The organism is Treponema brennaborense DSM 12168 (assembly GCF_000212415.1).
In the GTDB taxonomy this organism is placed as follows: Bacteria; Spirochaetota; Spirochaetia; order Treponematales; family Treponemataceae; genus Treponema_F; species Treponema_F brennaborense.
In genome coordinates this window covers 1,066,364-1,091,465 of the sequence record NC_015500.1, presented here as the reverse complement: position 1 = coordinate 1,091,465, position 25,102 = coordinate 1,066,364, and the positions used below count along the sequence as shown (strand labels likewise).

General features: G+C 52.5%; 22 protein-coding genes. 7 read left to right on the top strand and 15 right to left on the bottom strand.

Going from position 1 to position 25,102, the window contains the following annotated elements; genetic code table 11:
* Positions 1 to 15: 15 nt before the first annotated feature.
* Both TREBR_RS04540 and ffh read right to left on the bottom strand, forming a co-directional pair.
* On the bottom strand, positions 16 to 2,781 hold the full coding sequence (locus TREBR_RS04540; RefSeq protein ID WP_013758046.1) for an efflux RND transporter permease subunit: 2,766 nt from the start codon (positions 2,779 to 2,781) through the stop codon (positions 16 to 18).
* Between the two features lie 306 nt (positions 2,782 to 3,087).
* Positions 3,088 to 4,419, bottom strand: coding sequence for a signal recognition particle protein (gene ffh / locus TREBR_RS04535; RefSeq protein WP_041610639.1), 1,332 nt, complete (start codon positions 4,417 to 4,419; stop codon positions 3,088 to 3,090).
* A gap of 152 nt (positions 4,420 to 4,571) precedes the next feature.
* Between ffh and TREBR_RS04530 the strand changes: the two genes are divergently transcribed.
* On the top strand, positions 4,572 to 5,597 hold the full coding sequence (locus tag TREBR_RS04530; protein ID WP_013758044.1) for an effector binding domain-containing protein: 1,026 nt from the start codon (positions 4,572 to 4,574) through the stop codon (positions 5,595 to 5,597).
* 24 nt (positions 5,598 to 5,621) lie between these two features.
* Here TREBR_RS04530 and TREBR_RS04525 read toward each other — a convergent pair whose 3' ends face one another.
* Both TREBR_RS04525 and TREBR_RS13520 read right to left on the bottom strand, forming a co-directional pair.
* A complete protein-coding gene (locus TREBR_RS04525; RefSeq protein WP_013758043.1) occupies positions 5,622 to 6,089 on the bottom strand; it encodes an SAM-dependent methyltransferase in 468 nt (155 codons plus the stop codon).
* Between the two features lie 263 nt (positions 6,090 to 6,352).
* Complete coding sequence (locus TREBR_RS13520) at positions 6,353 to 7,444, bottom strand: acyltransferase family protein (RefSeq protein WP_281054878.1); 1,092 nt, start codon at positions 7,442 to 7,444, stop codon at positions 6,353 to 6,355.
* 251 nt (positions 7,445 to 7,695) lie between these two features.
* Here TREBR_RS13520 and asnS point away from each other — a divergent pair, with 251 nt between their 5' ends.
* Entirely contained in the window at positions 7,696 to 9,150 is a 1,455-nt protein-coding gene (gene asnS, locus TREBR_RS04510; RefSeq protein ID WP_013758041.1) for an asparagine--tRNA ligase, read from the top strand.
* Positions 9,151 to 9,283: 133 nt separating this feature from the next.
* Complete coding sequence (locus TREBR_RS04505) at positions 9,284 to 10,222, top strand: PilZ domain-containing protein (RefSeq protein ID WP_013758040.1); 939 nt, start codon at positions 9,284 to 9,286, stop codon at positions 10,220 to 10,222.
* On the opposite strand, the gene TREBR_RS04500 is transcribed toward TREBR_RS04505, so the two are convergent.
* The 10 genes from TREBR_RS04500 to TREBR_RS04455 all read right to left on the bottom strand — a co-directional run bounded on the left by TREBR_RS04500 (position 10,179) and on the right by TREBR_RS04455 (position 20,192).
* Positions 10,179 to 10,808 (bottom strand): IMPACT family protein, encoded by a 630-nt coding sequence (locus TREBR_RS04500; protein ID WP_013758039.1) that lies wholly within the window; start codon positions 10,806 to 10,808, stop codon positions 10,179 to 10,181. The two genes, TREBR_RS04505 and TREBR_RS04500, sit on opposite strands and share 44 nt — an antisense overlap.
* Before the next feature lie 3 nt (positions 10,809 to 10,811).
* Positions 10,812 to 11,741: a DUF975 family protein gene (locus TREBR_RS04495; protein WP_013758038.1), complete on the bottom strand. Its 930-nt coding sequence runs from the start codon at positions 11,739 to 11,741 to the stop codon at positions 10,812 to 10,814.
* A gap of 37 nt (positions 11,742 to 11,778) precedes the next feature.
* Positions 11,779 to 13,725: a DNA topoisomerase IV subunit A gene (locus TREBR_RS04490; protein WP_013758037.1), complete on the bottom strand. Its 1,947-nt coding sequence runs from the start codon at positions 13,723 to 13,725 to the stop codon at positions 11,779 to 11,781.
* 20 nt (positions 13,726 to 13,745) lie between these two features.
* The gene (locus TREBR_RS04485) at positions 13,746 to 15,566 is read right to left on the bottom strand and encodes a DNA topoisomerase IV subunit B (protein ID WP_013758036.1); all 1,821 of its coding nucleotides are present in this window, start codon (positions 15,564 to 15,566) and stop codon (positions 13,746 to 13,748) included.
* A gap of 62 nt (positions 15,567 to 15,628) precedes the next feature.
* Complete coding sequence (locus TREBR_RS04480; protein WP_013758035.1) at positions 15,629 to 16,081, bottom strand: bacteriohemerythrin; 453 nt, start codon at positions 16,079 to 16,081, stop codon at positions 15,629 to 15,631.
* An 18-nt stretch (positions 16,082 to 16,099) separates the two neighbouring features.
* Complete coding sequence (locus tag TREBR_RS04475) at positions 16,100 to 16,558, bottom strand: bacteriohemerythrin (RefSeq protein WP_013758034.1); 459 nt, start codon at positions 16,556 to 16,558, stop codon at positions 16,100 to 16,102.
* A 23-nt stretch (positions 16,559 to 16,581) separates the two neighbouring features.
* Entirely contained in the window at positions 16,582 to 17,340 is a 759-nt protein-coding gene (gene lptB, locus TREBR_RS04470; RefSeq protein WP_013758033.1) for an LPS export ABC transporter ATP-binding protein, read from the bottom strand.
* Positions 17,333 to 17,983, bottom strand: a complete 651-nt coding sequence (locus tag TREBR_RS04465) for an LptA/OstA family protein (RefSeq protein WP_013758032.1) — start codon at positions 17,981 to 17,983, stop codon at positions 17,333 to 17,335. Before TREBR_RS04465 ends, lptB begins: the two co-directional genes overlap by 8 nt.
* Positions 17,980 to 18,564 carry a hypothetical protein gene (locus tag TREBR_RS04460; RefSeq protein ID WP_013758031.1) on the bottom strand — a complete coding sequence of 195 codons (585 nt, stop codon included), beginning with the start codon at positions 18,562 to 18,564 and terminating at the stop codon, positions 17,980 to 17,982. The genes TREBR_RS04465 and TREBR_RS04460 overlap by 4 nt, the downstream gene beginning before the upstream one ends.
* Positions 18,564 to 20,192, bottom strand: a complete 1,629-nt coding sequence (locus TREBR_RS04455; RefSeq protein WP_013758030.1) for a CTP synthase — start codon at positions 20,190 to 20,192, stop codon at positions 18,564 to 18,566. The genes TREBR_RS04460 and TREBR_RS04455 overlap by 1 nt, the downstream gene beginning before the upstream one ends.
* A 180-nt stretch (positions 20,193 to 20,372) precedes the next feature.
* Here TREBR_RS04455 and TREBR_RS04450 point away from each other — a divergent pair, with 180 nt between their 5' ends.
* The 4 genes from TREBR_RS04450 to TREBR_RS04435 all read left to right on the top strand — a co-directional run bounded on the left by TREBR_RS04450 (position 20,373) and on the right by TREBR_RS04435 (position 24,796).
* On the top strand, positions 20,373 to 21,818 hold the full coding sequence (locus TREBR_RS04450) for a hypothetical protein (RefSeq protein ID WP_013758029.1): 1,446 nt from the start codon (positions 20,373 to 20,375) through the stop codon (positions 21,816 to 21,818).
* A 69-nt stretch (positions 21,819 to 21,887) separates the two neighbouring features.
* Entirely contained in the window at positions 21,888 to 22,862 is a 975-nt protein-coding gene (locus TREBR_RS04445) for an efflux RND transporter periplasmic adaptor subunit (RefSeq protein WP_013758028.1), read from the top strand.
* Positions 22,863 to 22,866: 4 nt separating this feature from the next.
* Positions 22,867 to 23,571, top strand: a complete 705-nt coding sequence (locus tag TREBR_RS04440) for an ABC transporter ATP-binding protein (protein ID WP_013758027.1) — start codon at positions 22,867 to 22,869, stop codon at positions 23,569 to 23,571.
* On the top strand, positions 23,564 to 24,796 hold the full coding sequence (locus TREBR_RS04435) for an ABC transporter permease (protein WP_013758026.1): 1,233 nt from the start codon (positions 23,564 to 23,566) through the stop codon (positions 24,794 to 24,796). The genes TREBR_RS04440 and TREBR_RS04435 overlap by 8 nt, the downstream gene beginning before the upstream one ends.
* 85 nt (positions 24,797 to 24,881) lie before the next feature.
* On the opposite strand, the gene rd is transcribed toward TREBR_RS04435, so the two are convergent.
* Complete coding sequence (gene rd, locus TREBR_RS04430) at positions 24,882 to 25,040, bottom strand: rubredoxin (protein WP_013758025.1); 159 nt, start codon at positions 25,038 to 25,040, stop codon at positions 24,882 to 24,884.
* Between the last annotated feature and the right edge of the window lie 62 nt (positions 25,041 to 25,102).

Here is a 25,102-nt window from a genome sequence, read left to right as displayed (position 1 = left end):
AATCCGACCGGCGACTTATACGTTTTCCGGTTTCGGCGTTTCACCAGATTTTACCTCCGCCTGCTTGGGACGGATGAATTTCGGATCAAAAATGTTCAGGAATCCGGGAATGACGGTCATCGCCAGCATGGAACTGCTGAACATGACTATCGCGACCAGAATACCGATGTACCGCAATACGACGAATTCCGAAAAGTACAGAACGAGGAATCCCAATCCGACGGCGAGCGCGTTCGTAACGATACCGCGGCCGCTTTTTGCAAGCGTTCTGCGGGTAACCAGCTGCAAATCGTCGCTCAAGGCCCGTTCCGTTTTATACGTCGTCAGGAAGTGGATGGTATAATCTATACCGACGCCGACCGCCACGGACGCGATGATGCTGGTTACCAGATCGAGTTTGATTCCCGTAAATCCCATAATCATGTAGTTCAAGATGATGGCGAACGCAAGCGGCACCGCACCGAGCAATCCGGCGAATCCCGATTTGAACGCAACCGAAATGATCAGGAATACGCAGACGAGTGAGAAAATCAAACTTTGCAATTGGCTGGTCACGATCAGATCCGTCATAACGTATTCCATTTCGGCGTTGCCGGTTGCTTCGATCGTGTAGCCTTCGGGGAAATACCGTGCGGCGTAATTTTGCGCGTCGTCTATGATATTGCCGACGGTGATCGTACTGTGCGTACGCAGCTGCGCCATGACGCGCAGACTTTGCGGCGAAAGCGGATCGTCGGCGAACCGGTCGAGCGAACCGCTGAACAGCAGCAGATACTGCGACACCAGATCGGACAATTCGGCGCGCGTTGCCGCCGGATATTTATCAGGATCGTACGGAATTTCGTAATAATCGACGCCGTTATAATTCAATTCGCGCTCCAAAATCTGTACGATATCTTTCACGGTTGCGTTTTTGCCGCCGGCGAGCGCATACGCCTTGTTCAGCATATCGAGGCCGTCCTGAACGGTCATCGGCTGCTGCAATTTTTCACCATATGCGATGTTCGGGTCAACGAATACTTTCGTTTCGGCAGGAACAGCGGCGGCCGCGTCGTCGAACGAACTCAAGCCGTCGGAAAAACCGAAAGAACTGAAAGAGTCGTCGCCGAACGAGCTGAAAGAGCTCAAATCGTCAGACGAACCGATATCGGCCGAACCTGCGTCCGCAGCCAAAGCGGTGCTCTCGGGAATGTGCATAACCTGATTCATCCGTTTGATAAACGTCGTAAACGACACTATTTTACCGATACCGTCGTACTTTGCCAGCAGATAATTCTGCATATCGTCGAGCGGTTTTAAAAGCTCGGGATTGTTCATGCTGCCCTTTTCGGGACCGGACACGACGAAATACAAACTGTTCGTTCCGGCAAATCGATCGTCGACGTACGAAATATCCTGACGGAATTTTGAATCTGCCGGAAAATAATTGACCAGCGAAGTGTCGATGACAAGCTGTTTTACACCGAACCAGGACGCTATCACGATGACCACACTGAAAAACGCGAGGCGTCCCTTCGTTCCAGCAAAGAAATGATACACGGCGTACAGCGTTGAACCGGATTCAACGTTCAGATTCTTCTTGACGTTTTCCGCGTTTATCTTTGCCTTTACTTTGTTCGTCAGTTTTTCCATGCGGCGGGATTTTTTGCCGATTTTGCTTACCGGTTTTATCATCAGCAGCGCGGGAATCAGCACCACGGATAAAATCAGTGAAAACCCGACACCCAGCGCCGCGAATACCGCGAAACTGTGCAGCGGCGCCAGCGGACTGGTTATCAGCGAAATGAACCCGATAATCGTCGTAACTCCGGCCAGCAAAACCGCTATCCATACGTCTTTGACGCCGGCAGCAATCGCAGCCGCATGTTTTTCTTTCGTCATTTCACCGTCGACCGCTTCAAGTGCGATATAATAATGCGTGAGCACATGAATGCCGTATGCGGAACCGACCGCAATCAGCGCGACGGGAATGACGCTCGAAACGATGGTAAACGTAACGTTGAATATCGCCATCAAACCGCACGACCAAATCGTACTGATAAGAACCGTGATAAGCGGCAGAACCGTACCGTCGAACGTCTTGAATGAAAAAAACAGAGACAGCAGAACGACGAGCACAACGAGCGGAATAAGCCGGGTCAGGTCGGACAGCATGAACGTCCGCGCGTTGTCGTTCAGCACGGCGTCTCCGTAAATGCGGACCGAAAGGGACGGATCCGTAACTTCTTCCGTCACGATCGTTTTGACGGCGCTCAAAAGCGTTTCCGTTTCGGCGGGCGTGCAGTCAGCCTTAATGACGGCCTGCAACTGGGCGGCGCGGCCGTCGTCGGAAATGACGACGCGATTGTACATATCGTCCCAATCGGTCAATTTTTGCCTGACGGCCTCAACTTCTTCCGTACTGCCGCCGAAATCGTCGGCTACCAAAGCGCCCGCAATCAGACTGCCGTCGGCACCGTACACGTAATCGATATCGGAAAGCGAGTCCACCGATTCAACGTTATCAAGCGCTTCGACGCGGGTCGTTATCCGCTTAATGATATCGATATATTCGGGCGTAACGATCGAATCACGATCCGTTTCAAGCGCGATGCCGATTGCACTCATGCTGCCGAATTTCTGTTCCGCGTCGGTCAGCCGGTGATACGAGTCGTGTTTCTGAGGAAAAAACTGCCGCAGCGAGTTGTTGAGCTCAATATCAACCAACTGAATTCCGAGACCCACGGTTATTGCAAGACAAACGGCAATAACGATCCACGGATGTTTTAATAAACGATTCATAAACTGAATCCTCCTGCAAAATCAAGTCGCCCGAAGTTCGGGCTTCGTGCGTACAAAGGTTTAATAGTTTAATTTCTTAAACTATTAAACCAAAGATACATAATAATATTCGGAGCGTCAATAAGTTTGTCGAAAAAATTAAACAAATAAGAAAGGATCGGCACGCTTGCAAATCGGCGAACGGGAGTTTATACGCAATCGGGCGGATCCGGGTTTTAAAATAAGAACGGCTGAAACCGCATCCGCGCCTTCAGCCGTTCTTCGAGGTATTGCACGTTTTTGCGGCGGATCGCCGCGGCGGCACCGTTACATGCCGCCGAACTGCTGCATGAATTTCGCCTGCATACCCTTGTTTTTGGTCAGTTTTTTCATCGTGAGCCGCGTTTTTTCAAACTGTTTGATGAGCCGGTTCACTTCGGCAACGGACGTACCGGAGCCTTTTGCAATCCGCTTGCGGCGGCCGGGTCCGATGATCAGATGGTTCGCGCGTTCCTTTTTCGTCATCGACAGAATAATCGCTTCCTGAGACTTCATGGCGCTCGTGTCGATATCCTGATCGCCCAATTGACCGGCAAGTCCGGGCATCATTTCGAGCAGGGACTGCATTGAACCCATTTTTTTTACGCGCTGAAGCTGATCGAGCATATCCTGCAGCGTAAAAGTCTCGCTCATCATCTTTTTTTGGAGCTTTTCGGCTTCTTCGGCGTCGATCGTTTCCTGCGCCTTTTCAACGAGAGAAACGACGTCGCCCATACCAAGGATACGGCTCGCGATTCGCTCCGGATGGAACGGTTCAAAATCGGACGTTTTTTCACCGGTACCGATAAACAGAATCGGCTTGCCGGTTACCGATTTGAGCGAAAGCGCGGCGCCGCCTCTGGCGTCGGAATCGAACTTGGTCAGGATAACGCCGGTCAGCGACAGCCGTTCGTCGAACGACTTGGCTATATCGACCGCATTCTGTCCGGTCATAGCGTCGGCAACGAGCAGCACTTCGTCGGGCGAGACGGCTTTTTTAACGGCGGCGATTTCATCCATCATCGACTCATCGATCTGAAGACGGCCGGCCGTATCTACGATGAGCGTATCGAATCCGTTTTTCTTTGCATATGCGAGCGCGTTTTTTGCAACGCGCACCGCGTCTTTGGAGTCTTCCTTATAAACGGGAATGCCGATTTTTTCGCCCAGAACGCACAACTGCTGAATTGCCGCCGGCCGCACGAGGTCGCACGCAGCGAGCAGCGGTTTGCGGCCTTCTTTGGCAAGACGCGCGGCAAGCTTTGAAGCGGCCGTCGTTTTACCGGCACCCTGCAAACCGAGCAGCAGGATAACCGACTGGGTGTCGGGACCTTTCAGTTTAAGATCCTGCTTCGCGTCGCCGAGCAGCGAAACGATTTTATCGTAAATGATTTTAACGAACTGCTGTCCCGGATCAACCGAACGCAGAACCTTTTCACCTTTGGCTTCTTCGATCGTACTGTTGACGAAACGGCGGACGACGCGCAGGTTAACGTCCGCTTCAAGCAGCGCAATTTTGATCTGCTCGACCGTTTCTTCGATATTTTTTTCTGTGATAGACGATTTGCCGCTTACTTTGCGGACAACGTCCGAAAACGTGTTCGTGATTTTCTCAAGCATACGTACAGTATACGCAATTTGCAGCGACGGCACAAGTACCGAAAACGCCGTATGTACGCGCGACCGTATGTACATGCTCCGCTCCCTTCCGCACGTTCCGCTCGGCCGCCTAAGGCCTTGCCGTTCAACCGATACTCGGCTACAATTCCGTCATGAACGGTTATGAATGCGTACGGAAATCCATTCTGATTTTCGAGTTGCAGCTGGCACAACGAATAGAATCGGCACGATCGAACGCCGCGCTCCTTGACGGAGCGCCGGTTATTACCGGTGCGGCACAGCTGGCGGAACTGAGCGGCTACTCGCCGTGGCATTTCGGCAGACTGTTCGCGGCGGTAACGGGCTGTACGCCGAAATCATACGTTGCCGGCCGCATTTTGAGCAGATGTGCCGCCGCCATAGTACAAAGCGCCGGTACCGGAGCCGACGGCACGGGAACAACCGAACCGGCAGCTGAAAAAAACGAGGGGAAACACTCGCACGCACCGTACGGAACGCTCGTCCGTCTTGCGCTTGCCGCCGGTTTCGCCGACTACGAAACGTTTTCCCGCAGCTTTAAACGCCGGTTCAAAATATCGCCGCGCACGCTGCAAAAACAGGGAACGCTCGACGGCGTTGCCGCCTATTTGTGTCTTCCGTTCGATGCAGACGGATTTGCCGAAAACGCCGGCGGCGCTCTACACGATACGGATGCGTTGGACGCTGCCGTTCGAGCGAACGGACTGCGCGCCGACATCGTGTCCAGACCGCCGCTCCATATCACCGGCCTTTCGTTTTTTCTTGATGAAAAACAATCGTCGTTTGCCGACCTTTGGCGCGCATTCGACTCGAAACGACATCGCATCGGAGCTTGCCGCGAACCGGAACGATTCTGCCAGTACACTGCTTGGGTGGAACCGGAAGCACCGTGCCGTTCGGCAGACGATTCGATGCTCGTCGTCTGTGCGCTCGAAACGGACGCCGCGCACGTTCAGGAACCCGTGTTCGTAAACCGCACGATTCCCGGCGGAACTTTTCTGCACGTCATACATTCCGGCAGTATGGAAACGATCGGAGACACGTACGCCGCCATATATCGGAACATAGTGGCGGCGCGAAGCAGTCCGCTCGCTTCGTGCTGGGAATATCAGTTGTACAATGCAGACGGCACTACCGGAATTTTCATTCCGCTGGATTGATTCTGCCGACAGCCGCAGAGCAAATTAGAACAGGAATACGTCTTCCCACGGAAAATCCGCGCTCGCTTCATACGATGCGGGCCATGCTGCCGCCCAGTCGGGAACGCGCGCGGACAGAACTCTGTCTTCAGACGGATGATACGGTTTTATGTCGAGCACCGGCGTTCCGGCTTCCGCGTCGATCCATTCAAGTTCCAGAATTCCACTTTTGCAGTCGAATGAAACCAAACGGGCGGTACTTACGCAAATACCGTTCGGGCGGAACGGAGTACGTGTCGCAAACACCCCCATTTTTTCCGGCGCACCTTTATACGGCGACGGAAAAACCAGCGCATTGGGCTGCCATGCGGGAATTTTATCCGCATACCACACGACCGATACGTGAGAAAACCCGTCCAGTCCGGTAAGTCCCGCCGCGTATTCCGATTCAAGGCGGATGCGGAACGACGGTGCACATTCCACAATTCCGACGGATTTCACTTCATACTTCATACACAAGCTCCTTAAAAAATCATTTCCGGAATCATCGCATTCCGTACGTAAGCATACCGGAAACGACGCGCGAAAGTGCGGCAAAAAGATGCGTTATATATAGAAGAATATGACGATTTGTGCGAAAACGCTCCGTGCGGACGTAATTTGTACAGACGTAATTTGTGCGGAAATAATTCGTGCGGAAACGATTTGTATAGAAATGATCCATGCGTTATTTTTTCAAACGGCGCCGTGCGCTCGCCGGCCGACACGCTTTTGCATCAGCTTCGTTTTTTGATTCCGAATACTGCGCGAAGCCGCGGCTGCCGAATTACCAACTCTATCGTTGCCAGTGTCAAAACGAAGGACAAAAACACGGATACTGCATATATCACTATATCGTTATCCGTAACACCCGAAACATAAAACTGGACCAGAACCAACCAGGGAAAATGGAATATGTATATTAAAAAAGAACGCTTCGTAAAGTATCCGGTAACTTTGTTATTCTGATTGAGTTTGACTTCCGCAGTTGATAAAATTGCAAGAATTCCGAACCATTCCGCCACTCTGCATACGACGTAGCAGGCAAAATCGCTTCGATCCTGCCAGACAAACCAGAGAGTCGTCGTAATATCGGTCAAGACAAATATTGCCCAAAACGGCTTCTGATATTTTTTCAGTCTATCCGTAACTTCTGGCTCGGAAAACACATAATATCCCATCAGGAAAAGCACTAAAAATTTTGCGATACTCTTATCGGCAACGGCGAGTATGGTATCCGCAACGGACGTTATAATCCAAAACGAACAGAGTGCGGCAACAGGTATTTTTTTCGCACTGAATTCGGGCCGCATTTTTTTCTGCAACAGGATAAACGGCAGACAGAGCAATGAAATCAAAAATAAATATAACAAAAACCATAGGTGTGCCGGAGTAAATCCTCCGTCATATCCGGTTAAATCCGTAAATCTTGTAAAAAACACCCCATAATGTTCAAAAAAATTGCCCTGATACAAATTGTGAAATCGATCCGCATAATAAGCCATCACGCTGACGACGGTAACGATTCCCGTTAGCAACGGAACGAATAGCTTGTGCATACGTTCCGAGATGTATTCTTTGCAGCTTCGCTTTTTCAGGGCAAATCGTGCGCTCATTCCCGCCAGGACAAAGAGCAGCGGCATATACCAAGGGCTGATCAGCATGATAAACGAAGAAAACCAATTATTTTTCCTAAAAAACAGATAGTTTCCTTCGCCCCAACTATTCCAGCTCATTGCCGCATGAAACGGTATCAGCAAAAGAATGCATATCCACCTTACGTTGTCAATATAATATTTTCTTTTATCAAACTGATTGAGTTCATTCATTGCACAAAACACTTTTGCATTTTCAACCGACTTTCCTTTTTCCCGATGCATCTTCGGACTCGGCTGATCAGCGCCGCAGAACCATCGGACCATTTCCGTCATATATCCGCTACCTCTATCATACCTATTTTTGTCAATATTTCAATCATCGTACGCGAACCGGCGATACATTACCCCATATGCATTTACGTTAAAGCGTGCCGTTTGGTTCTATTTGACCATATTCGCGCAAAGTGCTATGATTAATTACTATGAAAACACAATTGATAAAAGACATTCTGGTCTCGCAGCCGGACGGCCGGACGCTCACCGTCTGCGGCTGGGTACGCACGAAACGCGAATCAAAAAACCTCGTTTTTATTCAAGTAAATGACGGATCCTGTTTTGCATCCGTACAGCTCACCCTCGACCGGGAAAATCCCGCCGATGCCTCTGTCAATTTGAATTCGATCGAAAATGAACTGAAAAAAATCACCACCGGAGCTTCAATTCAAGCGGAAGGAAAACTGGTTCCGTCTCCCGCGTCCGGCCAGGCGGTCGAAGTTGCGCTCGTTTCGCTGACGGTGTTAGGCGAAGCGCCCGCGGACGCCTATCCTTTGCAGAAAAAGAATCACTCGCTGGAATTTTTGCGTGAAAACGCACATCTGCGCGCGCGCACCAATACGTTCGGCGCGGTCGCCCGCATGAGAAGTCAGATGGCGTACGCGATTCACACGTTTTTCCAGGATCGCGGATTTCAGTACGTACATACGCCGATCATTACGGCCAGCGACGCCGAAGGCGCCGGTGAAATGTTTCAAGTAACGACGCTCTCCATGGAAAAAATCGCCGAAAACGGCGTCAGTGCAGGAGCAAAAGGCATGAGCGCGGAAAAAGCGGCGGCGCTCGTCGATTACGGTAAGGACTTTTTCGGGAAAAAGGCAAGTCTCACCGTTTCCGGCCAGCTTGAAGCGGAAACGTACGCGACCGCGCTGTCCCGCGTGTACACGTTCGGCCCCACGTTCCGCGCCGAAAACTCGAATACGACGCGCCATTTGGCCGAATTCTGGATGATCGAACCGGAAATCGCGTTCTTCGACCTGAACGACAACATGGACATCGCCGAAGAGTTCGTTAAATATCTGCTGAATTGGGCACTCACCAAATGTACGGCCGACATGCAGTTTTTCAACGACCGCATCCAAAAAGGAATCATCGATACGCTCGCGCACGTCGTAAATTCGGACTTCGTCCGCATTACGTACACGGAAGCGGTCGCCGAACTTGAAAAAAACGCGGATAAGTTCGAGTTTAAACCGTACTGGGGCTGCGACCTGCAGAGCGAACACGAAAAGTTCCTGACGGAAGTCGTGTACAAGCGGCCGGTCATCGTAACCGGATATCCCAAAGAGATCAAAGCGTTCTATATGAAGCTCAACGAAGACGGCAAAACGGTGCGCGCGATGGACGTACTGGTACCGGGCTTGGGCGAAATCATCGGCGGTTCGGAACGCGAAGCGGATTACGACGTACTGCTCGACCGCATCCGAAAACTCGGTCTGAATCCCGACGACTACCGGTGGTACCTCGACCTGCGCAGATTCGGTTCCGTGCCCCACTCGGGCTTCGGTCTCGGTTTCGAGCGGCTGCTGCTGTACGTAACGGGAATGGGCAATATCCGCGACGTTATCCCCTATCCGCGCGCACCGAAACTGGCGGATTTCTGACAGACGGCGAAAGGGCGTGTTTCGGACAGATAAAATTCCGGCACGCCTTTATTGATAAAAAACGATTATTTTTTCCGCAGAATAAAATATGAATATTGTTTTTCCTGCATATCTGTAATATAATTTAATGAATATGAACTCATTACAGAATATTGCATATGGTAAAAAAATATTTTTTCTGAATCCGCCGTTTACGCTCGTTCAAAACGTCATCGGCAAACTCAGAGACAATGAATACGAATTGTACATTATAGACTCGTATAAAAACGCAAAAAACGTGCTGCGTTTGAATCCCGATTCCGTCTGCTTTCTGAATATCGACGACGAACTGCCGCTGGAACAGTGGGTAAACTTCATCAATTCATTCAAAACGGATCCGATGCTGCAGTCGGTTCTGCTCGGCGTGATATCGTCAAAGATCCGTAATTCCGAAAAAGAATATTTTTTGGTCAACGTTTCACTGCCGGCGGGATTCACGTCGCTGCACGCCGCGTCTGATGAAATCGCGACGCATTTGGCCGATATTCTCGACATCAACGAAGCAAAAGGGCAGCGCCGCTACGTGCGCGTCTGCTGTGAAGACGAAGACCGGATTACGATGCTCTATAATATTCAGGACAAAGTGTATACGCTGCGTATCCGGGATATAAGCGCGGCCGGTTTTTCGGCGATCATTCCGGCAAAATACACGTCGTTTTATCAGCCGAATTTCATACTGCGCAATTTAACACTCGCGCTCGATTCCAAGCAGTACGAATGCTGCGGCGCCGTGTACGCACTCAGGCCCGCCGAAGCTGAATCCGAAGCGATTATCGTCGTTTTATTTCTCAAAGGTATATCCGTGGAAATGAAACAGAGCATACGGAAATTCACCTTCGCAAAACATCAGGCGGAACTGAAAGCGGACACCAAATCGCTGCCGCAGGATGAGACCGATTATTCAAAAAAACCTGCCGATTCCGTGTCCGAAACGGACGATGCGTTTCTTATCGATTACGACGAAGCGGCGGAAAACGAAGCGGAAGCGCTCAGCGCTGCGGAGGAATACGCGGATCCGGCTCCGCATCGGTAAAAACGGGAACGGTTTTGCCGTTCGTCAGATCCGTCAGATACGACCGCAGACTGCCGGCTTCGGAGGCGTGAACGAATCCTGAAAAAGCCACTTCAGTCGTAAAGACTTCGTCCACCCGATCGGTATGGAGCGAACTCAAAAACCGCTTGACGAGTTCGTACGCATCGTACGGCACCGCAAAAGAAAAACGGCATTTTACCGCAAGCGGTTCAAAAACGGCTGCCGCGAGAACGGCTTTCGCACTGTCTCCGTACGCGCGCACCAAGCCGCCGGTACCGAGCAGCGTTCCGCCGAACCAGCGCGTTACGGTAAGCAGCACGTTCGTACACTTTCTGCCTTTAAGCACGTCGAGTACCGGCCGGCCGGCGGTTCCGGCAGGTTCGCCGTCGTCGGACATGCCGAGCGTTTCGGCCGCGTTTCCCACCGCGAACGCGTGCACGACGTGCGTCGCGTCGGCGTATTTGAGCTTCTGCGCTTTCAGCGTTTCACGGGCCGCGTTCTGCGACGCGACGGGAAACACTTCGGCCAAAAAACGGGAATTTTTGATCTCCAGTTCCGCGCACGCATACGAGACGAGAACGTCCATCGCTTAATTTTCGTCCGGCGGCAAGGCCGAATCACCGGCAAGCGGAAGCGCGGGCGCGTCGGAAAGCGCACTCGTATCCGGAAGCGGAATCGGCCCGGATGCGGACGGCGAATCGGCGATTCGCGCACCGTAATACGCCGCGCCGCCCATCGTAACGCGAATCAGCGCCATATACGCGCACACGAAATAGACCGCGTCGAGTATCCGCGCAAGCGAAAACACACCGGAAGCGACGCCCCTCGATTCGGCAAGCAGCGCCGCGCTCACGGACCCGCTCAGCACGAACCCGACGGCGTAAGAAACGACAGCCGCCGCAAGCCACCAGCCGCCGACGCGCAACACGAAAAGCAAAAACTTCAAACGGTAGCCGCGCATCAGCCGCGCGGCGGCTTTAAACACCTGCCGCACCGTAAACGACGGATTGTCGTACAAGACGAAATACGCGAACGCAAACGGCAGCATAACCGCGAGCCAATACGCTATCAGACAGACGAAAGTCAACACCGGTACGAGGCTCATCACGGCAGCGGTTGTCATTTCCCGGCCGGAAGCAAAAAACAGCGCCATTCCGGCCGGCACGATAACGCCGCATAAAACGATCGCGGCGACGCCGAACAGAACCGACAGCAGACAGACGCGCTTGAAATCGCGGAATCCGCAGAACAGGTCGCCCAGCACGGCCCGATCGCCGCGGTATAATTTGGCTAGCAGAATCGTAAAACCGTACTGCATGACCAGCAGAAACACAACCGCAGCGGCAGCCAAAACGACTGAAAAAAACATTCCCGAATCGCCGCCCGCGGCCGAAAGCAACACGGCCGGCGCGATCAGCGAACTGCACAGCAAAAGCAGCGCGAGCGCGATCACCGCTTTTCCCAAATTGCGGCGGACGGCCGCGTTTACGGAATCGAGCAGCACTTTATTGCATTCCATAAATTACCTCCGGTTCACGGCTTTCGCGCCGCATCTGTTACTGACTTTGAATCGCCGTTTTGGAAGACGCGCGCGGTTTGGCGATTTCAACGGATTCGACCTCACGCGACGCGAGACGCACGCCTTGGGCTTTCAGGCCTTTTTCATCGAAAGAACCGGCGCTGAAAATTTCTTCCGTAATTTTCACGCGCGGCTTTTTAACGTAATGTAATTTAAATTTGAAATCTTTTACCGTACCGACGTGCAGCACTTCCGCACCGTCGGGTGCAATCAGATAATCGCGGTTCAAAATGAACTGTTCGATTCGGCAGCGCTTGATATACGCGTAATTCGTTTTCGGATCGCGGTAAATTACCGTAAACAACACTTTGGAGAGTTCTTCCTTATCGGCAAGACCGCAGTACCACATACCCGTGTCGACGAACAGTTTATCGGGAACGTCGCACACCGTATAAATGCCGCTTTTCCGGATAAAAAGCACGCGGTCGTACGGCGTAACCTTAAACCACTCGGTACCGGCTGAAACGGCCGTTCCCAAATATCCGGCGGAAGCGTCGTAACGCAGCGGAATATCCCGTTTGACGACTTCTTTGACGTCGACTGCAGAAAATTTCTTTATTTGCGTACGGCGGGCCGTCGTTTCAACGTCCAGCTTCGCCAGCGTACCTTCCAGCCACGAGACGGCGTACGCGGTCAGATTTTTGAGCAATTTTTCGATTTCCTTGAGCCGCTTGTTGATCGCCTGCACTTCCTGCCGGTTTTTATTGATATCGTACAGCGAAATGCGCCGGATAGGAATTTTCAGCAGATGCGCCACGTCGTCTTCCGATACGGCCCGGATCAGTTCAGCCCGGAACGGCTCGAATCCGGTAACGACCGCCTTGCTTACGGCGGCTTCCGTTTTCATTTCTTCTATGCGTTTGTAAATACGCTCTTCGATAAAAATGCGTTCAAGCGTCCGCAGGTGCAGTTTATCGATAAGCTGCGCGCGCTCCAATTCGAGTTCGTCTTTGAGCACGGCGACCAGTTTTTCCGCGTGATACCGGATAACGTCGGAAACGGTCATCACCTGCGGCATGTTGTCGCGGATAACCAGCAGATTGCACGAAATGGACTGCTCGCATTCGGTAAACGCGTACAGCGCGCTCACCACGTCTTCGGCATACACGCCGCGCTGCAGTTTGATTTCAATTTCAACCTTATCGGCGGTATAATCGGTTACGGAGGCAACTTTCAGTTTGCCGTTCTTTGCAGCTTTGACGATGGATTCGGTCAGCCGCTCGGAGTTCGAACCGAACGGCAGTTCGCGCACGACGATACGCTTGGGATCGGAGGTGTCGAGCTTGGCCCGCGTCGTAATTTTGCCCAATCCGTCCTGATAGTCGGATACGTCGATAAGTCCGCCGGTAAAACAGTCAGGGTACAGCGCGAATTTTTCGCCTTTTAAACAGGCGATTTCGGCTTGAATGACTTCTCGTACGTTATGACTGAGAATATTCGTCGACATACCGACGGCGATCCCTTCCGCTCCGAGGATGAGCGCGATCGGCAATTTGGCGCGGAACACGACGGGTTCTTTATTACGTCCGTCGTACGACGGTACGTACTGCGTGATCGCGGGATTGTACAATACGTCGCGGGCGAGCGGCTTCAGGCGGCATTCGATGTAACGCGCCGCCGAAGCGCCGTCTCCGGTATACAGATTCCCGAAGTTTCCCTGTTTTTCAATGAACAATTCCTTGTTCGCAAGCACGACGAGCGCGCCGCCGATGGACGCGTCTCCGTGCGGATGATATTTCATACACTGCCCGACGACGTTCGCCACTTTGTTGAATTTGCCGTCGTCAACCTCAAACAGCGTGTGCAGAATGCGGCGCTGTACGGGTTTCAGTCCGTCTTCAATATCGGGAATCGCGCGGTCGCGGATAACGTAGCTCGCGTATTCCAAAAAGTTTTTATCGAATAAATTCTTTACGTATGCCATAGTGTGTTCGTGCTCCCGCGCTATACGTCGATTTCCGACAGCAGATTGTTGACGATAAAATCCCGGCGGCTGGGCGTGTTTTTGCCCATATAAAACTCAAGCAGGCCGGGTATTTCTTTGAGCGCGCTCACTTCCACAGGCACCAAATGCATATCTTTGCCGATAAACGGCCCGAATTCGTTCGGACTGATTTCACCCAGCCCCTTGAATCGGGTCACTTCCGAACCGGCACCGAGCGCTTTCATTTCGCGGTCGCGTTCCGCTTCGGTATAGCAGTAACGGGTTTCCTTTTTGGTGCGCACGCGGAACAACGGCGTTTCAAGAATGAACACGCGTCCCGACGTAACCAATTCTTCAAAATACCCCAAAAAGAACGTGAGCATCAGATTTCTGATGTGAAAACCGTCGTTATCGGCATCGGTTGCGATAATGATTTTTTCATAACGCAGCCCGGCGAGGTCGTTTTCAATACCGAGCGCCATCATCAGATTGTACAGTTCGGCGTTTTTGTAAATGTCGGCCCGTTTCCGGCCGAACATGTTTTCGGGTTTTCCGCGCAGGCTGAAAATGGCCTGCGTCATCGGATCACGGCAACCGACCATCGACCCGGACGCGGAGTCTCCTTCCGTAACGAATATCATCGTGTTCAAGCCCTTGTCGCCGTCGCCGAAATGGTATTTGCAGTCTTTCAGTTTTGGAATATTGAGCGATATTTTTTTAGCCGCTTCTTTGGCCTCTTTTTTGACGGCGTTCAATTCGGTTCGCAGCCGTTCGTTCGCAACGACTTTCTGCTCCAGCTGTTTCGCCGTTTCCGGATTGCGGTGCAGCCAGTCGTCTACGGCGGATTTCGTTTCGTTTACGATCCAGGAGCGGATATCGGTGTTGCCCAGTTTGTTCTTCGTTTGACTTTCAAACACCGGATCTTTTATTTTAACCAAAAGCGCCGCCGCCATCCCTTCGCGCACGTCTTCACTTTTGAACGTTTTACGGTAAAACTCGTTCACGCCTTTTAAAAAGCCCTCTTTGAAGGCCGAAAGGTGCGTTCCTCCGTCGGAGGTTTCCTGCCCGTTTACGAATGAAAAATAATTTTCACCGTATGCGTTTGAATGCGTAAACGCGAATTCCAGCCGTTCGCCTTTATAATAGCCCACCGGATACAGGGACGCGCCGTCCAATTCGGAATTGAGCAGATCGAGCAGGCCGTTTTGGCTCACGTATTCGCTGCCGTTGCACACCAGCTTCAGCCCGGCGTTCAAATACGCGTAATTCCACAGCCGTTTTTCAACGAACTCCATGTTGAACTCGTACGAACCGAAAATCTCGGTATCAGGCTCGAACTCGATATACGTTCCGTCGGGAACGCCGCCCTTCGTTTTACCGGTGCGGCTCGAAACGAGCGTTCCTCGCTCGAACACGGCTTCGGCACACTGTCCGCCGCGCGCCGACAATACTTTAAAATAAGACGACAGCGCGTTTACGGCTTTGGTGCCGACGCCGTTCAGCCCTACCGAAAACTGAAACACGTCGTCGTTGTATTTGGCGCCGGTATTGATAACGGAAACGCATTCCACCACTTTTCCCAGCGGAATGCCGCGGCCGTAGTCGCGCACTTTAACGCGGCTGCCCTGAATATCAATCATGATGCGGTCGCCGTTTCCCATGATAAACTCGTCGACCGCGTTGTCCACTACTTCTTTTAAAAGAATATAAATACCGTCGCTGCGGTTTGAACCGTCTCCCAAACGGCCGATATACATACCCGATCTGAGGCGGATATGTTCCAACGGGCTTAATGTCTGGATCTTCGATTCATCGTATACGTTTGCTTTTTTCTCACCCATAACGGTCAGTATACACGAAACGGCCCGATTGTGCAAATATCGGCGCACGCCGGAACGGGCGGTTACGGCTGCCTTGAACGGTAAAACTCGAGCACGGGCTTGACGTACAGTTTGTCTTCATACGCAATATGCTGCAGCACCCACTCGTACAGAAACCGGACGAATCCGAACGCGCTCTGAAACGTCGCCTTATCGAAGTTCGTGATCATATCCGTTACTTTCGCCACGAATTCCTGATGCCGGACCTTATGTTCGGCAAAACCCGCGTACGAAGCGGCTTTCATCAGCGTTTCTTCATCGCGGAAATGCGTCATCACGTATCCGGCGGTTTCCCGAAGCGCGCCGGAAAGCGCCGTCTGCCAGTTTTCATTGCCGCTGTTCCGTTCCTGAATGATACCTTTATAAAACTCATTGTACAAATCGATAAGATGTTCATGCTGCGCGTCTATCGACGGTATGCCCAGCTCGAATTTTTTATCCCACGCTATAAGCAGTTCCTGCGAATCGTTAACCATTTGACTATCTCCTTTACGTTACTGTTTGCTGGTACGGTAATATTCGAGCACCGGCTTTACGTACAGTTTATCTTCATACGCAATATGTTCCAATATCCATTCGTACAGGAATTTTGAAAAATCGAGTGCGGTCTGCAGCGTCGCCTGATCGAACGTCGACAGTGTCTGCGTTATCGTTTCGATAAAATCCTGATGCCGCTTTTTATGCGCCGAAAACTGATCGAATCCGGATACGGACATCAGCTTTTCTTCCGCAACGAAATGCGTCCGCGTGTAGTTCACCGTTTCCCGAAGCGCGGCGGACAACGACGTCTGCCACACTTTGCCGTCCCGACCTCGCTGCTGCATGATTTCGTTGTGCAGCGTGTTGCACAGGCCGACCAGATGTTTGTGCTGTTCGTCGATAACAGGAATACCGAGCTCGAATTTCTTTTCCCATTTGACCCAACAAGGCTTCTCTTCCGCGTTTTCTTCCATATCGGATTCTCCTCCTCCGCATGTTACATTCTGAATTCTTCACCCAGATATATTTTACGCGCAATCGGCGATTCGAGGATTTCGTCTTTTCCTCCCTGAGCGACTATCTGACCGGAACTGATGATGATCGCGCGGTCGGTAATTTCGAGCGTATCGCGTACGTTGTGGTCGGTGATAAGCACGCCGATACCGCGGCCGGCAAGCAGCCGGATCATGGATTTGATATCGCTTACGGCGATCGGATCGATTCCGGCGAACGGTTCGTCGAGCAGCAGGAATTTCGGCTCGATAGCGAGCGAACGGGCAATCTCGGTGCGCCGCCGCTCACCGCCTGAAAGCGTGTACGCCGGTTGCTTACGAATGCGTCCGATATCGAATTCGTCTATCAGCTGTTCGAGTTTGTGCCGGCGTTCGGCACCGGACAGATCGCCGCGAGTCTCCAAAATGGACCAGATGTTCTGTTCGACCGTCAGTTTACGGAACACCGACGCTTCCTGCGGCAGGTATGAAATGCCCAGCCGCGCGCGGCGGTACATCGGCAGACGGGTGATGCAGTTTCCGTCGAGGAACACTTCACCGGACGTCGGTTTGTAAAAACCGACTATCATATAAAACGACGTCGTTTTTCCGGCGCCGTTCGGTCCCAATAACCCCAATATTTCACCGGTTTGCATGGAAAAATCAACGCCGCGAACGACCTGTTTTTTGCCGAACGATTTATATAAACTGTTGATTTTCAGAACGTGCTCCGCGCTCCGTACTGTATCCGTGTGGTCACTCATCCGTGTTCTTCCCGTTTTCCGAATCCGTTACGGTACCGCGCACCCGTCCGTCGAGCGTTATTTCATCCGTTTCAAGATTCAGCGTGATTTCCTGTGCGCGGAACGTATCCTTGCCGCGGACAATCTGCGGGCTGCCGGACAGTTCGAGCAGCTGCTGCTTTTTCCGGTATACGGCGAACGCAGCAGTACAGACGTTCTCTTTCTGCACCAGCTTTACGGCGATCTGCATGACGGCCACGCCGGTTTCTTCATTATACTCGATGCGCTGAGCGTCGGCTTCGACTCCGTTCTGCGAATCGACGAGATGCACGTTCTCCGAAAACACGGACACTTTCCGCTCACGATCGTACCTGAGCGAGCCGCACGAAAACGCAAGCCCGTCCGCGGAGTGCGTACCGTCGACGGTTCCCGAAGCTACAATGTATCTGAAATTTTTGCCGCTCAATTCGATCGAATCGGCGCTTATCTCCAAAGATTCGGTTTTAATGCGCGCGTGTCCCGTCAGTTTCGTATAATCGGCGTTTTCGCCGATGGAACCGGACATTGAATCGGCGCTGAAGTCGATTTTCTCCGCGGCAGCCGCGAACGACGGCGCGCAGAGCAGCAGACACAAAACGGCGGGTAAAAAAACACGGAAATTCACCGCTCACCGCCTTCGGCGGCATCGGAAACGTAAATGGTTCCCGAAACCGGTTCCGCAAACGAATACAAACGGCTGACGCCGCTTGCCGAAAGGGAACGGCCGGTCAGCCGGATTTCGCTGCCGGACGACTGCGGCGACGCGCGCTGCGTTCTGGAAACGGAAACCTCGTCGTCTTCGCCGCACACCAACTGTTCGCTTTTTCCGTCCCACTGCATGTTTTCAGCACGGATGGTCAGCTGCTGTTCGTGCGCCACGATGGAAATGTCTTTCAAAAGCGTATACCGCTCCGCCGAAGCGTCGGCCGCAAGCAGCGCACAGCCGCCTTCGGCAGACAGCTCTCCCGTTCCCGTATACGTTTTGAATACGACGCCGCGCCCGTACAAGGCGCCGTCGTTTCGGTATTGTTCAAGCCGCTGCGCATCGATTTCCGCGGAAACGATCCCGTTCTGAAAACGGACGCATCGCGCGTCCGAAAACACGAATTCGGGAATCCCGTCGGTCTGCCGTTCTTTTTCCAGATACTCCAGCGAACAGGACGTACAGATAAAAACAAGACAGAAGATTGCGCACCGGTATTTCATCAACAGCCTGACTGCGTGTCCGCGCGCCCGCCGTATTCCAGTGCGGCGCCGATAAAAGCGGCGAACAGCGGATGCGGTTTCGCCGGACGGGAAACGAATTCGGGATGATACTGAACGCCGACGCCCCAGGGATGATCTTTCCACTCGAAACCCTCAGTCTGACCGTCGGTGCCGGTCGCACTCACCGCCAAACCGCAGGACGCCATATCTTCCGAATACCGGCGGTCGAACGCATATTTGCTGCGGTGCCGCTCGGAGATTTTTTCCACATCGTGATACACGGCGGACAGCTTCGTATTCTTTTCGAGCACGATAGTGCCGGCGCCGAGCTTCATAATACCCGCGGCGGCGAGCCCCGCCTGTTCTTCCGGCAAGCTGATCACCGGATACGCCGAACTCTGCACGAATTCCGTCGAATCGGCGTCTTCCCAGCCGAGCAGCGTTCGAGCCGTTTCGATCGCCATCAGCTGCATTCCCAAATCGATTCCCAAATACGGAATTTTGTGCTCGCGCGCATAGCGGACGCCCGAAAGCATACCCAAAAATCCGCGCTGGCCGTAGTTGCCGGGAATGATGAGCGCGTCGATACCGTCGAAAAACGGCGCCACGTCCGCACCCGATTCAAGCGTTTCCGCATCGATTTTACGGATTTCGATCTCCGCGTCGTGAGCGGAAATCGCCGCGTGCAGCAGCGACTCGCGCACCGATTTGTAGCAGTCGTCGTGAAAATTCTTTTTGCCCATCATGGCGATGACGACTTTACGTTTGGGATTGTTGAATTTATCGAGGAAATCCTGCCAGGACGACAGATCCGCCTTGCGCTCGGAAAGACCGAGTTTGGTCAGAATCTTTTCGTCGAGTCCCTGCTCGTGAAACAACAGCGGCAGCTCGTAAATGGTCTTTTTTACGTCGATCGACGTGAACACGGCAGACGGTTCCACGTTGCAGAACAGCGCGATCTTTTTGCGCAGTTCCAGATCAAGCGGCACTTCCGCCCGGCACAGCAATATATCGGGCTGAATACCGATTTCCTGCATCTGCTTTACCGAATGCTGGGTCGGCTTGGTTTTCATTTCACCGCCGGGCAGAATGGGAACCAGCGTCAAATACAGTGAAAGCGCGTTCGTTTTTCCCAAATCGCGGATCAATTGACGGGCCGCTTCCAGAAACGGGATCAGTTCTATGTCGCCCACCGTTCCGCCGATTTCGACGATCACGACGTCCGCCCCGCTGTTGGCACCCACGGCCAGAATGCGGCGCTTGATTTCGTCGGTAATGTGCGGAATCACCTGCACGGTGCGGCCGTTATAGCGGCCGGCGCGTTCGTTTTTGATAACTTCGTTATAAATTTTACCCGTCGTAACGGAATTCGAGCGCGTTAAAGACACATTGGTAAAACGGGAATACGTTCCCAGATCCAGATCCGTTTCCGCACCGTCTTCGGTAACGTATACTTCGCCGTGCTGATACGGACTCATGTTTCCCGCGTCGACGTTAATATACGGATCGCACTTCATCATCGCTACGGAAAGGCCGCAGCATTCCAACAGGCTGCCAACAGAAGATGCGGCAACGCCCTTGCCGAGGCTGGAACAAACGCCTCCGGTAACCAATATGTATTTGCTCATTCTGTGATTTTCACATCATACCAGTTTTTTGTCAAGTCATCTTCTGCCGGCAGTCACCTTTTGCAAATCCGGTTGTTATACCGGTATAAAGTGAGTGACACTACTTGATAAATAATATTATACTTAATATACCTAATATCAAGTAACCGCTTATTCTATATAATTTCACAGGAGAACACCATGAAAACAGGTATACCAGCGTTACTCTTTTGCTGCATTGCCCTCCCCGCCGCCGGGCTGCAGTCAAACGGAACGTACGGTGAGCTGCTTGAGTATCGGCTGCAAAACGACAACGAATATACGTATCTGCAAATTGAAGCGCAGACTGCGGAAAACGAACTTTTGAAAGTAAAAACGGATTCCGCAATCGACGTTTCGCTCAATACCGGAGACATCGTTCTTTCGTTCGGGCAGGGAGCGGGCGGAACCGGAATTTCCATGAATCCCGATCTGAAAATCCGCTTTCCTTCGCTGAACAATACGGGGATCTCGTTTTCCGCGCCGTGGGCAGCGTCGCAAGCCGGTACCGAAGCAGGCGCCGGCATTGCGGTGTCGACGGATCTGTATTCGCAGAATCGCAGAAAACACCGGCTTGAGCTTGCAAAAGCGGAATTTGAAGCGGAAAAGGCGCGCCGGAAATATCGCGCCGGAAGACAGATTATAGAAAAAAAATTACTTCAGGACATCCAAGCGCTGTATAAGGAATACACGGCGCTGCTCGATAAAGCGATGGAAGAAGCGCAGGCCCGCATTAAATACAATCAGATAAAAGTACAAGGCTACAGCGAAGATTCGGCCAAACTGCGCAGTTCGCAGCTGTCGCTGCTGAGCGCGGAACGGGAACACCGGCAGGCGGCATTTTCGTTTTCCGTCACGTACCGGCGCTTTCTGGAATCGTGCGGCATTACGGATGAACGGGATGGAAGCGCCGAATTCATGCAGACGCTTTCCGCATCCGTTCCGGAACGGAATTTATTGACGCTCGACGGATTGTCCGCAGACACGTATATTCAAGTTGCGGACGCGGAGGAAACGTACCGCCTGCGTACGGAAGAACGCCGCATCGCCGCATCGCCGCTCGCGCTTTCCGCCCGAACAGGGTATTCGTTTTCACGGAAAGACGACTCGATGCCGCAGCACATTCAAGGCGGATTGACCGCCGAATTTCCGGGCGGAACGGCTTCCGCGCTCGTGACCGTCCCCGTCGTCGGTTCCGACGCCACGACGCTGAAATTCGGATTGACGTTCAAACCGTTTGCCGCAAAAAACCGCCGGATAGACCGGGAAACCGGCAGCCTGCAGGATACGGCGGAACGGCTCAAAGTATCCGATCTGAAAAAACGGTTTGAAACGGATTTCAGTACGATGCAGCTCGCGCGGGAACAACTCATCTGGCAGCGGCAGATTTCGGCGGAAGAACTCAGCGTGTACCGGCAGAATGCGGCGGATCACGAATTATGGTTCAAAAAAGGATTCGCAAGCGAATCGGAACGGGATCAGGCCGAACTTGAATACCGCAAAGCGGCGGTCCGTGCGGTAAACGCAAACCTTTCGATACTGCTGTTCAATATCGAAACCGCGCTGCAGTTCAACACCGACGGCGGCGCCGATAGCGGTCAAAAGTAATATATTTTTGAAATAAACTTTTACATATCGCCGTTTTCAGAGTGCTGCAAAACGGCAGAGGAGAATCATATGGCTCATAAAAAACGTAATATCGTACTGAAGATTGTACTGGGCGCCGCCGCAATCGCAGCGGTCGGCTTTATCTTGCTTCCCAAGAAAAAAAACGTATCGACACAGCCGCCGATCACGGTAAAAAAAGAAACTGCAAAGGATCAAATCCAGATTTCGGGATACATTCAGGCAGCGCAGGAACAGAAACTGCAGTCTCCCGGAGACGGCATCGTACAAACGGTCAGAATAAAAACCGGCGACCGCGTCAAAAAGGGAGACTTGCTGTTCAGCCTGGATTCGTCGCAGCAGGAGATTCAGGTTGCACGTCAGGAATTCGCCATACAGCAGGAACGGATAAACGGCCCGTCGCGCAAACTCGAACTGATGGAAAAAGAAAAAGAACTGCTGGCAAAGCAGGTTCAGGACCGCAGCGTATACGCTTCGTTCGACGGAATCGTCGCCGCGTTCAACTTGACCGAGGGGCAATATGCCAAAGCACAAGACACGTTCGGAATGCTGATAGACCGCGCGTATCTGCAGACGACGGTCGAAGTTTCCGAATCGGACGCGCCGCGGCTGACCGTCGGTGAAAAAGCGGAACTCGTATTTCCCGCCGTTCCCGGTACTCAAGTGGTGGGAGAAGTAATCGCGTATCCCTCCATCGCGCGCCAAAACACCCAACGGGGGAATACGGTGCTCGATGCGAAAATCCGGATAAACGACCCGCCCGCGTCCATTCTGCCCGGCTATTCGTTTACCGGAATCATCATCGCCGGAGACGATACGGAAGTGCTGCTGGTCGAACAGGACGCCGTCCGCTATGACAAAGGCGTTCCCTATGCGGACAAGCTTACCGATGCCGGAAAAACCGAAGCGGTAAAACTTGAAATCAAACCGTATTTGAGAGGTTTCGTACAGGTGGTTTCTGGTCTTGCCGAAGGCGATCGGGTCAAAAATCAGGGCGGCAGCAATACCGGTGCGGAAGGATGGTAATAACATGGAAGCAAAACCGATAGTTTCTTTAGATACGGTCGTAAAAACGTTCCGGATGGGCGATGTCGAAGTGTGCGCGCTGCGCGGCGTTTCGTTTTCCGTTCCCGCGTCGGGATTCGTTTCCGTTATGGGACCGTCCGGTTCGGGAAAATCAACCTGTATGAACATGATCGGCTGCCTCGACCGTCCCACGTCCGGCCGTATTCTCATAAACGGAGTGGACACGGCACAGATGAACGAACGCGATTTGGCGGCGCTGCGCAACCAAACGATCGGCTTTGTTTTTCAGCAGTATTATCTGCTGCCGAACCTGACCGTTCTTGAAAACGTGATGCTGCCGCTGCGCTATCAGGGTATTCCGATCGAACAGCGGCGGAGGCGTGCCGCGGAAGAACTCGAAAAGGTAGGATTGCAGGAACGCATGAAACACCGCCCGCACGAACTTTCAGGCGGTCAAAAGCAGCGTACCGCAATAGCCCGCGCGCTGGTTACCAAACCGAAGCTCATTCTCGCCGACGAACCGACCGGCGCGCTCGACTCGGAAACGGGGCAGTCGGTGCTGGATCTGTTTTTCGCGATAAACGCGAACGGAACCGCGGTCATCGTCGTAACGCACGACCCCGATATAGGCGCGATGACGCCGCGCTCGATTCACCTGAAAGACGGACTTATCGTGTCCGACACCGAACGAGGAGACTGCAATGTTTGAAGATTTCGTAAACGCACTCCAGAATTTCAAAACGAATAAAACGCGCACGTTTCTGTCGCTTTTGGGCATCGTGATCGGCGTTACTTCCGTCATCATCGTTACGACGATGGGCAGTTCGCTCTATAAAAGCCTCGCCGGGCAATTCAACGATTTCAGTATGGATATGATCACGCTGTCGCCGCAATGGAACCGTTCCACGAACAAACCGTACATTGAACTGAACGACGAGTACCGCACCACGCTGATCAGGGAAATTCCCGAAATAAAAAACGTATTCTACACGAATACGTTCGATGCGAACGTCATACGCGCCGACCTGTCCGTCGGCAGCAAACAGATACAGGCTATCGAGCCGGAACGCCTTGAAACGCTCAAGCTTAAAATCGATTACGGCGGCCTGTTTTCCCCCAGCGACTTCGTCAACGGTTTCCAAAAAGCGATTATAGGCGACCAGATCGCCAAAGAACTGTTTCCCGAAGGAAACGCCGTCGGCAAACGGATGACACTGCAAATCAAAAGTTCAAACGAGCACGTACCGCCGTACAATTTCAGTTTTGAAGTTATCGGCGTTCTGACCCCCAAGAACAACTGGCTCATCCAATCGTCGCAGTCGGTCTACGTGCCCAGAAAGTTTTATGCGGACAAACTGGCGGTCGCCGGCGAACGTTCGACCGTCTGGAACGCGGAAGTTTCCGTGTATCGCGCGCAGGACAGCGGAAAAGTCGAAAGCAAAATAAAGAAAATCTCACAGGAACTCGGCGGCGGATATCCGTACGCCGTATGGACGTATTCGGCTCAGAAAGATTTCGAGCAGTTTTCCAAAATAATGAATATGGTACGGCTGGTGCTTTCGTGCGTCGCCGGCATATCGCTGCTGGTAGGCGGCATCGGCATCATGAACATCATGCTGGTTACCGTTACCGAACGGAAAAAAGAAATCGGCATCAGAAAAGCGCTCGGTGCGAGCAATCGCGCCATACTGAATCAGTTTCTGATCGAATCGGCCACGCTGACGCTGACCGGCGGAACGATCGGCGTGCTGATCGGAATCTTCATATCGAAAGCGATCGTAAAGTTTTTCTTTCCGGCGGAATTCGTATTCGCCTTGAACGCAACCGGAACGCTGATTGCGTTTGCCGTTTCCGTCAGCATCGGCGTTTTCTTCGGCCTGCATCCGGCGCTCAAAGCAGCGAAACTGGATCCGGTCGTAGCGCTTGCCGACTGACCGCGGCCGTTTCCGCAGCGTGCAGTAAAAAAACGGACTGTCCGGCGTTTTGCGTTCAGACAGTCCGTTTCGCCGAAAAAGGCGATCATTCTTTGGTAAAAGAATCCTTCCCTACTCCGCACACCGGGCACACCCAGTCGTCGGGAATATCTTCAAAAGCGGTTCCCGCCGCAATTCCTCCGTCGGGATCGCCCATGGCAGGATCGTACACATACCCGCATACGGAACAGACATACTTAGACATAAAAACCTCCAAGACGAATATATTCACTTATTTAAAATATACTCATAAATCCGGATATTTTC

Coding starts and splice junctions, on each gene's coding strand:
- TREBR_RS04540 (WP_013758046.1), bottom strand. CDS start 2,781: ATGAATCGTTTATTAAAACATCCGTGGATCGTTATTGCCGTTTGTCTT.
- ffh (WP_041610639.1), bottom strand. CDS start 4,419: ATGCTTGAGAAAATCACGAACACGTTTTCGGACGTTGTCCGCAAAGTA.
- TREBR_RS04530 (WP_013758044.1), top strand. CDS start 4,572: ATGAACGGTTATGAATGCGTACGGAAATCCATTCTGATTTTCGAGTTG.
- TREBR_RS04525 (WP_013758043.1), bottom strand. CDS start 6,089: ATGAAGTATGAAGTGAAATCCGTCGGAATTGTGGAATGTGCACCGTCG.
- TREBR_RS13520 (WP_281054878.1), bottom strand. CDS start 7,444: ATGAATGAACTCAATCAGTTTGATAAAAGAAAATATTATATTGACAAC.
- asnS (WP_013758041.1), top strand. CDS start 7,696: ATGAAAACACAATTGATAAAAGACATTCTGGTCTCGCAGCCGGACGGC.
- TREBR_RS04505 (WP_013758040.1), top strand. CDS start 9,284: ATGAACTCATTACAGAATATTGCATATGGTAAAAAAATATTTTTTCTG.
- TREBR_RS04500 (WP_013758039.1), bottom strand. CDS start 10,808: ATGGACGTTCTCGTCTCGTATGCGTGCGCGGAACTGGAGATCAAAAAT.
- TREBR_RS04495 (WP_013758038.1), bottom strand. CDS start 11,741: ATGGAATGCAATAAAGTGCTGCTCGATTCCGTAAACGCGGCCGTCCGC.
- TREBR_RS04490 (WP_013758037.1), bottom strand. CDS start 13,725: ATGGCATACGTAAAGAATTTATTCGATAAAAACTTTTTGGAATACGCG.
- TREBR_RS04485 (WP_013758036.1), bottom strand. CDS start 15,566: ATGGGTGAGAAAAAAGCAAACGTATACGATGAATCGAAGATCCAGACA.
- TREBR_RS04480 (WP_013758035.1), bottom strand. CDS start 16,081: ATGGTTAACGATTCGCAGGAACTGCTTATAGCGTGGGATAAAAAATTC.
- TREBR_RS04475 (WP_013758034.1), bottom strand. CDS start 16,558: ATGGAAGAAAACGCGGAAGAGAAGCCTTGTTGGGTCAAATGGGAAAAG.
- lptB (WP_013758033.1), bottom strand. CDS start 17,340: ATGAGTGACCACACGGATACAGTACGGAGCGCGGAGCACGTTCTGAAA.
- TREBR_RS04460 (WP_013758031.1), bottom strand. CDS start 18,564: ATGAAATACCGGTGCGCAATCTTCTGTCTTGTTTTTATCTGTACGTCC.
- TREBR_RS04455 (WP_013758030.1), bottom strand. CDS start 20,192: ATGAGCAAATACATATTGGTTACCGGAGGCGTTTGTTCCAGCCTCGGC.
- TREBR_RS04450 (WP_013758029.1), top strand. CDS start 20,373: ATGAAAACAGGTATACCAGCGTTACTCTTTTGCTGCATTGCCCTCCCC.
- TREBR_RS04445 (WP_013758028.1), top strand. CDS start 21,888: ATGGCTCATAAAAAACGTAATATCGTACTGAAGATTGTACTGGGCGCC.
- TREBR_RS04440 (WP_013758027.1), top strand. CDS start 22,867: ATGGAAGCAAAACCGATAGTTTCTTTAGATACGGTCGTAAAAACGTTC.
- TREBR_RS04435 (WP_013758026.1), top strand. CDS start 23,564: ATGTTTGAAGATTTCGTAAACGCACTCCAGAATTTCAAAACGAATAAA.
- rd (WP_013758025.1), bottom strand. CDS start 25,040: ATGTCTAAGTATGTCTGTTCCGTATGCGGGTATGTGTACGATCCTGCC.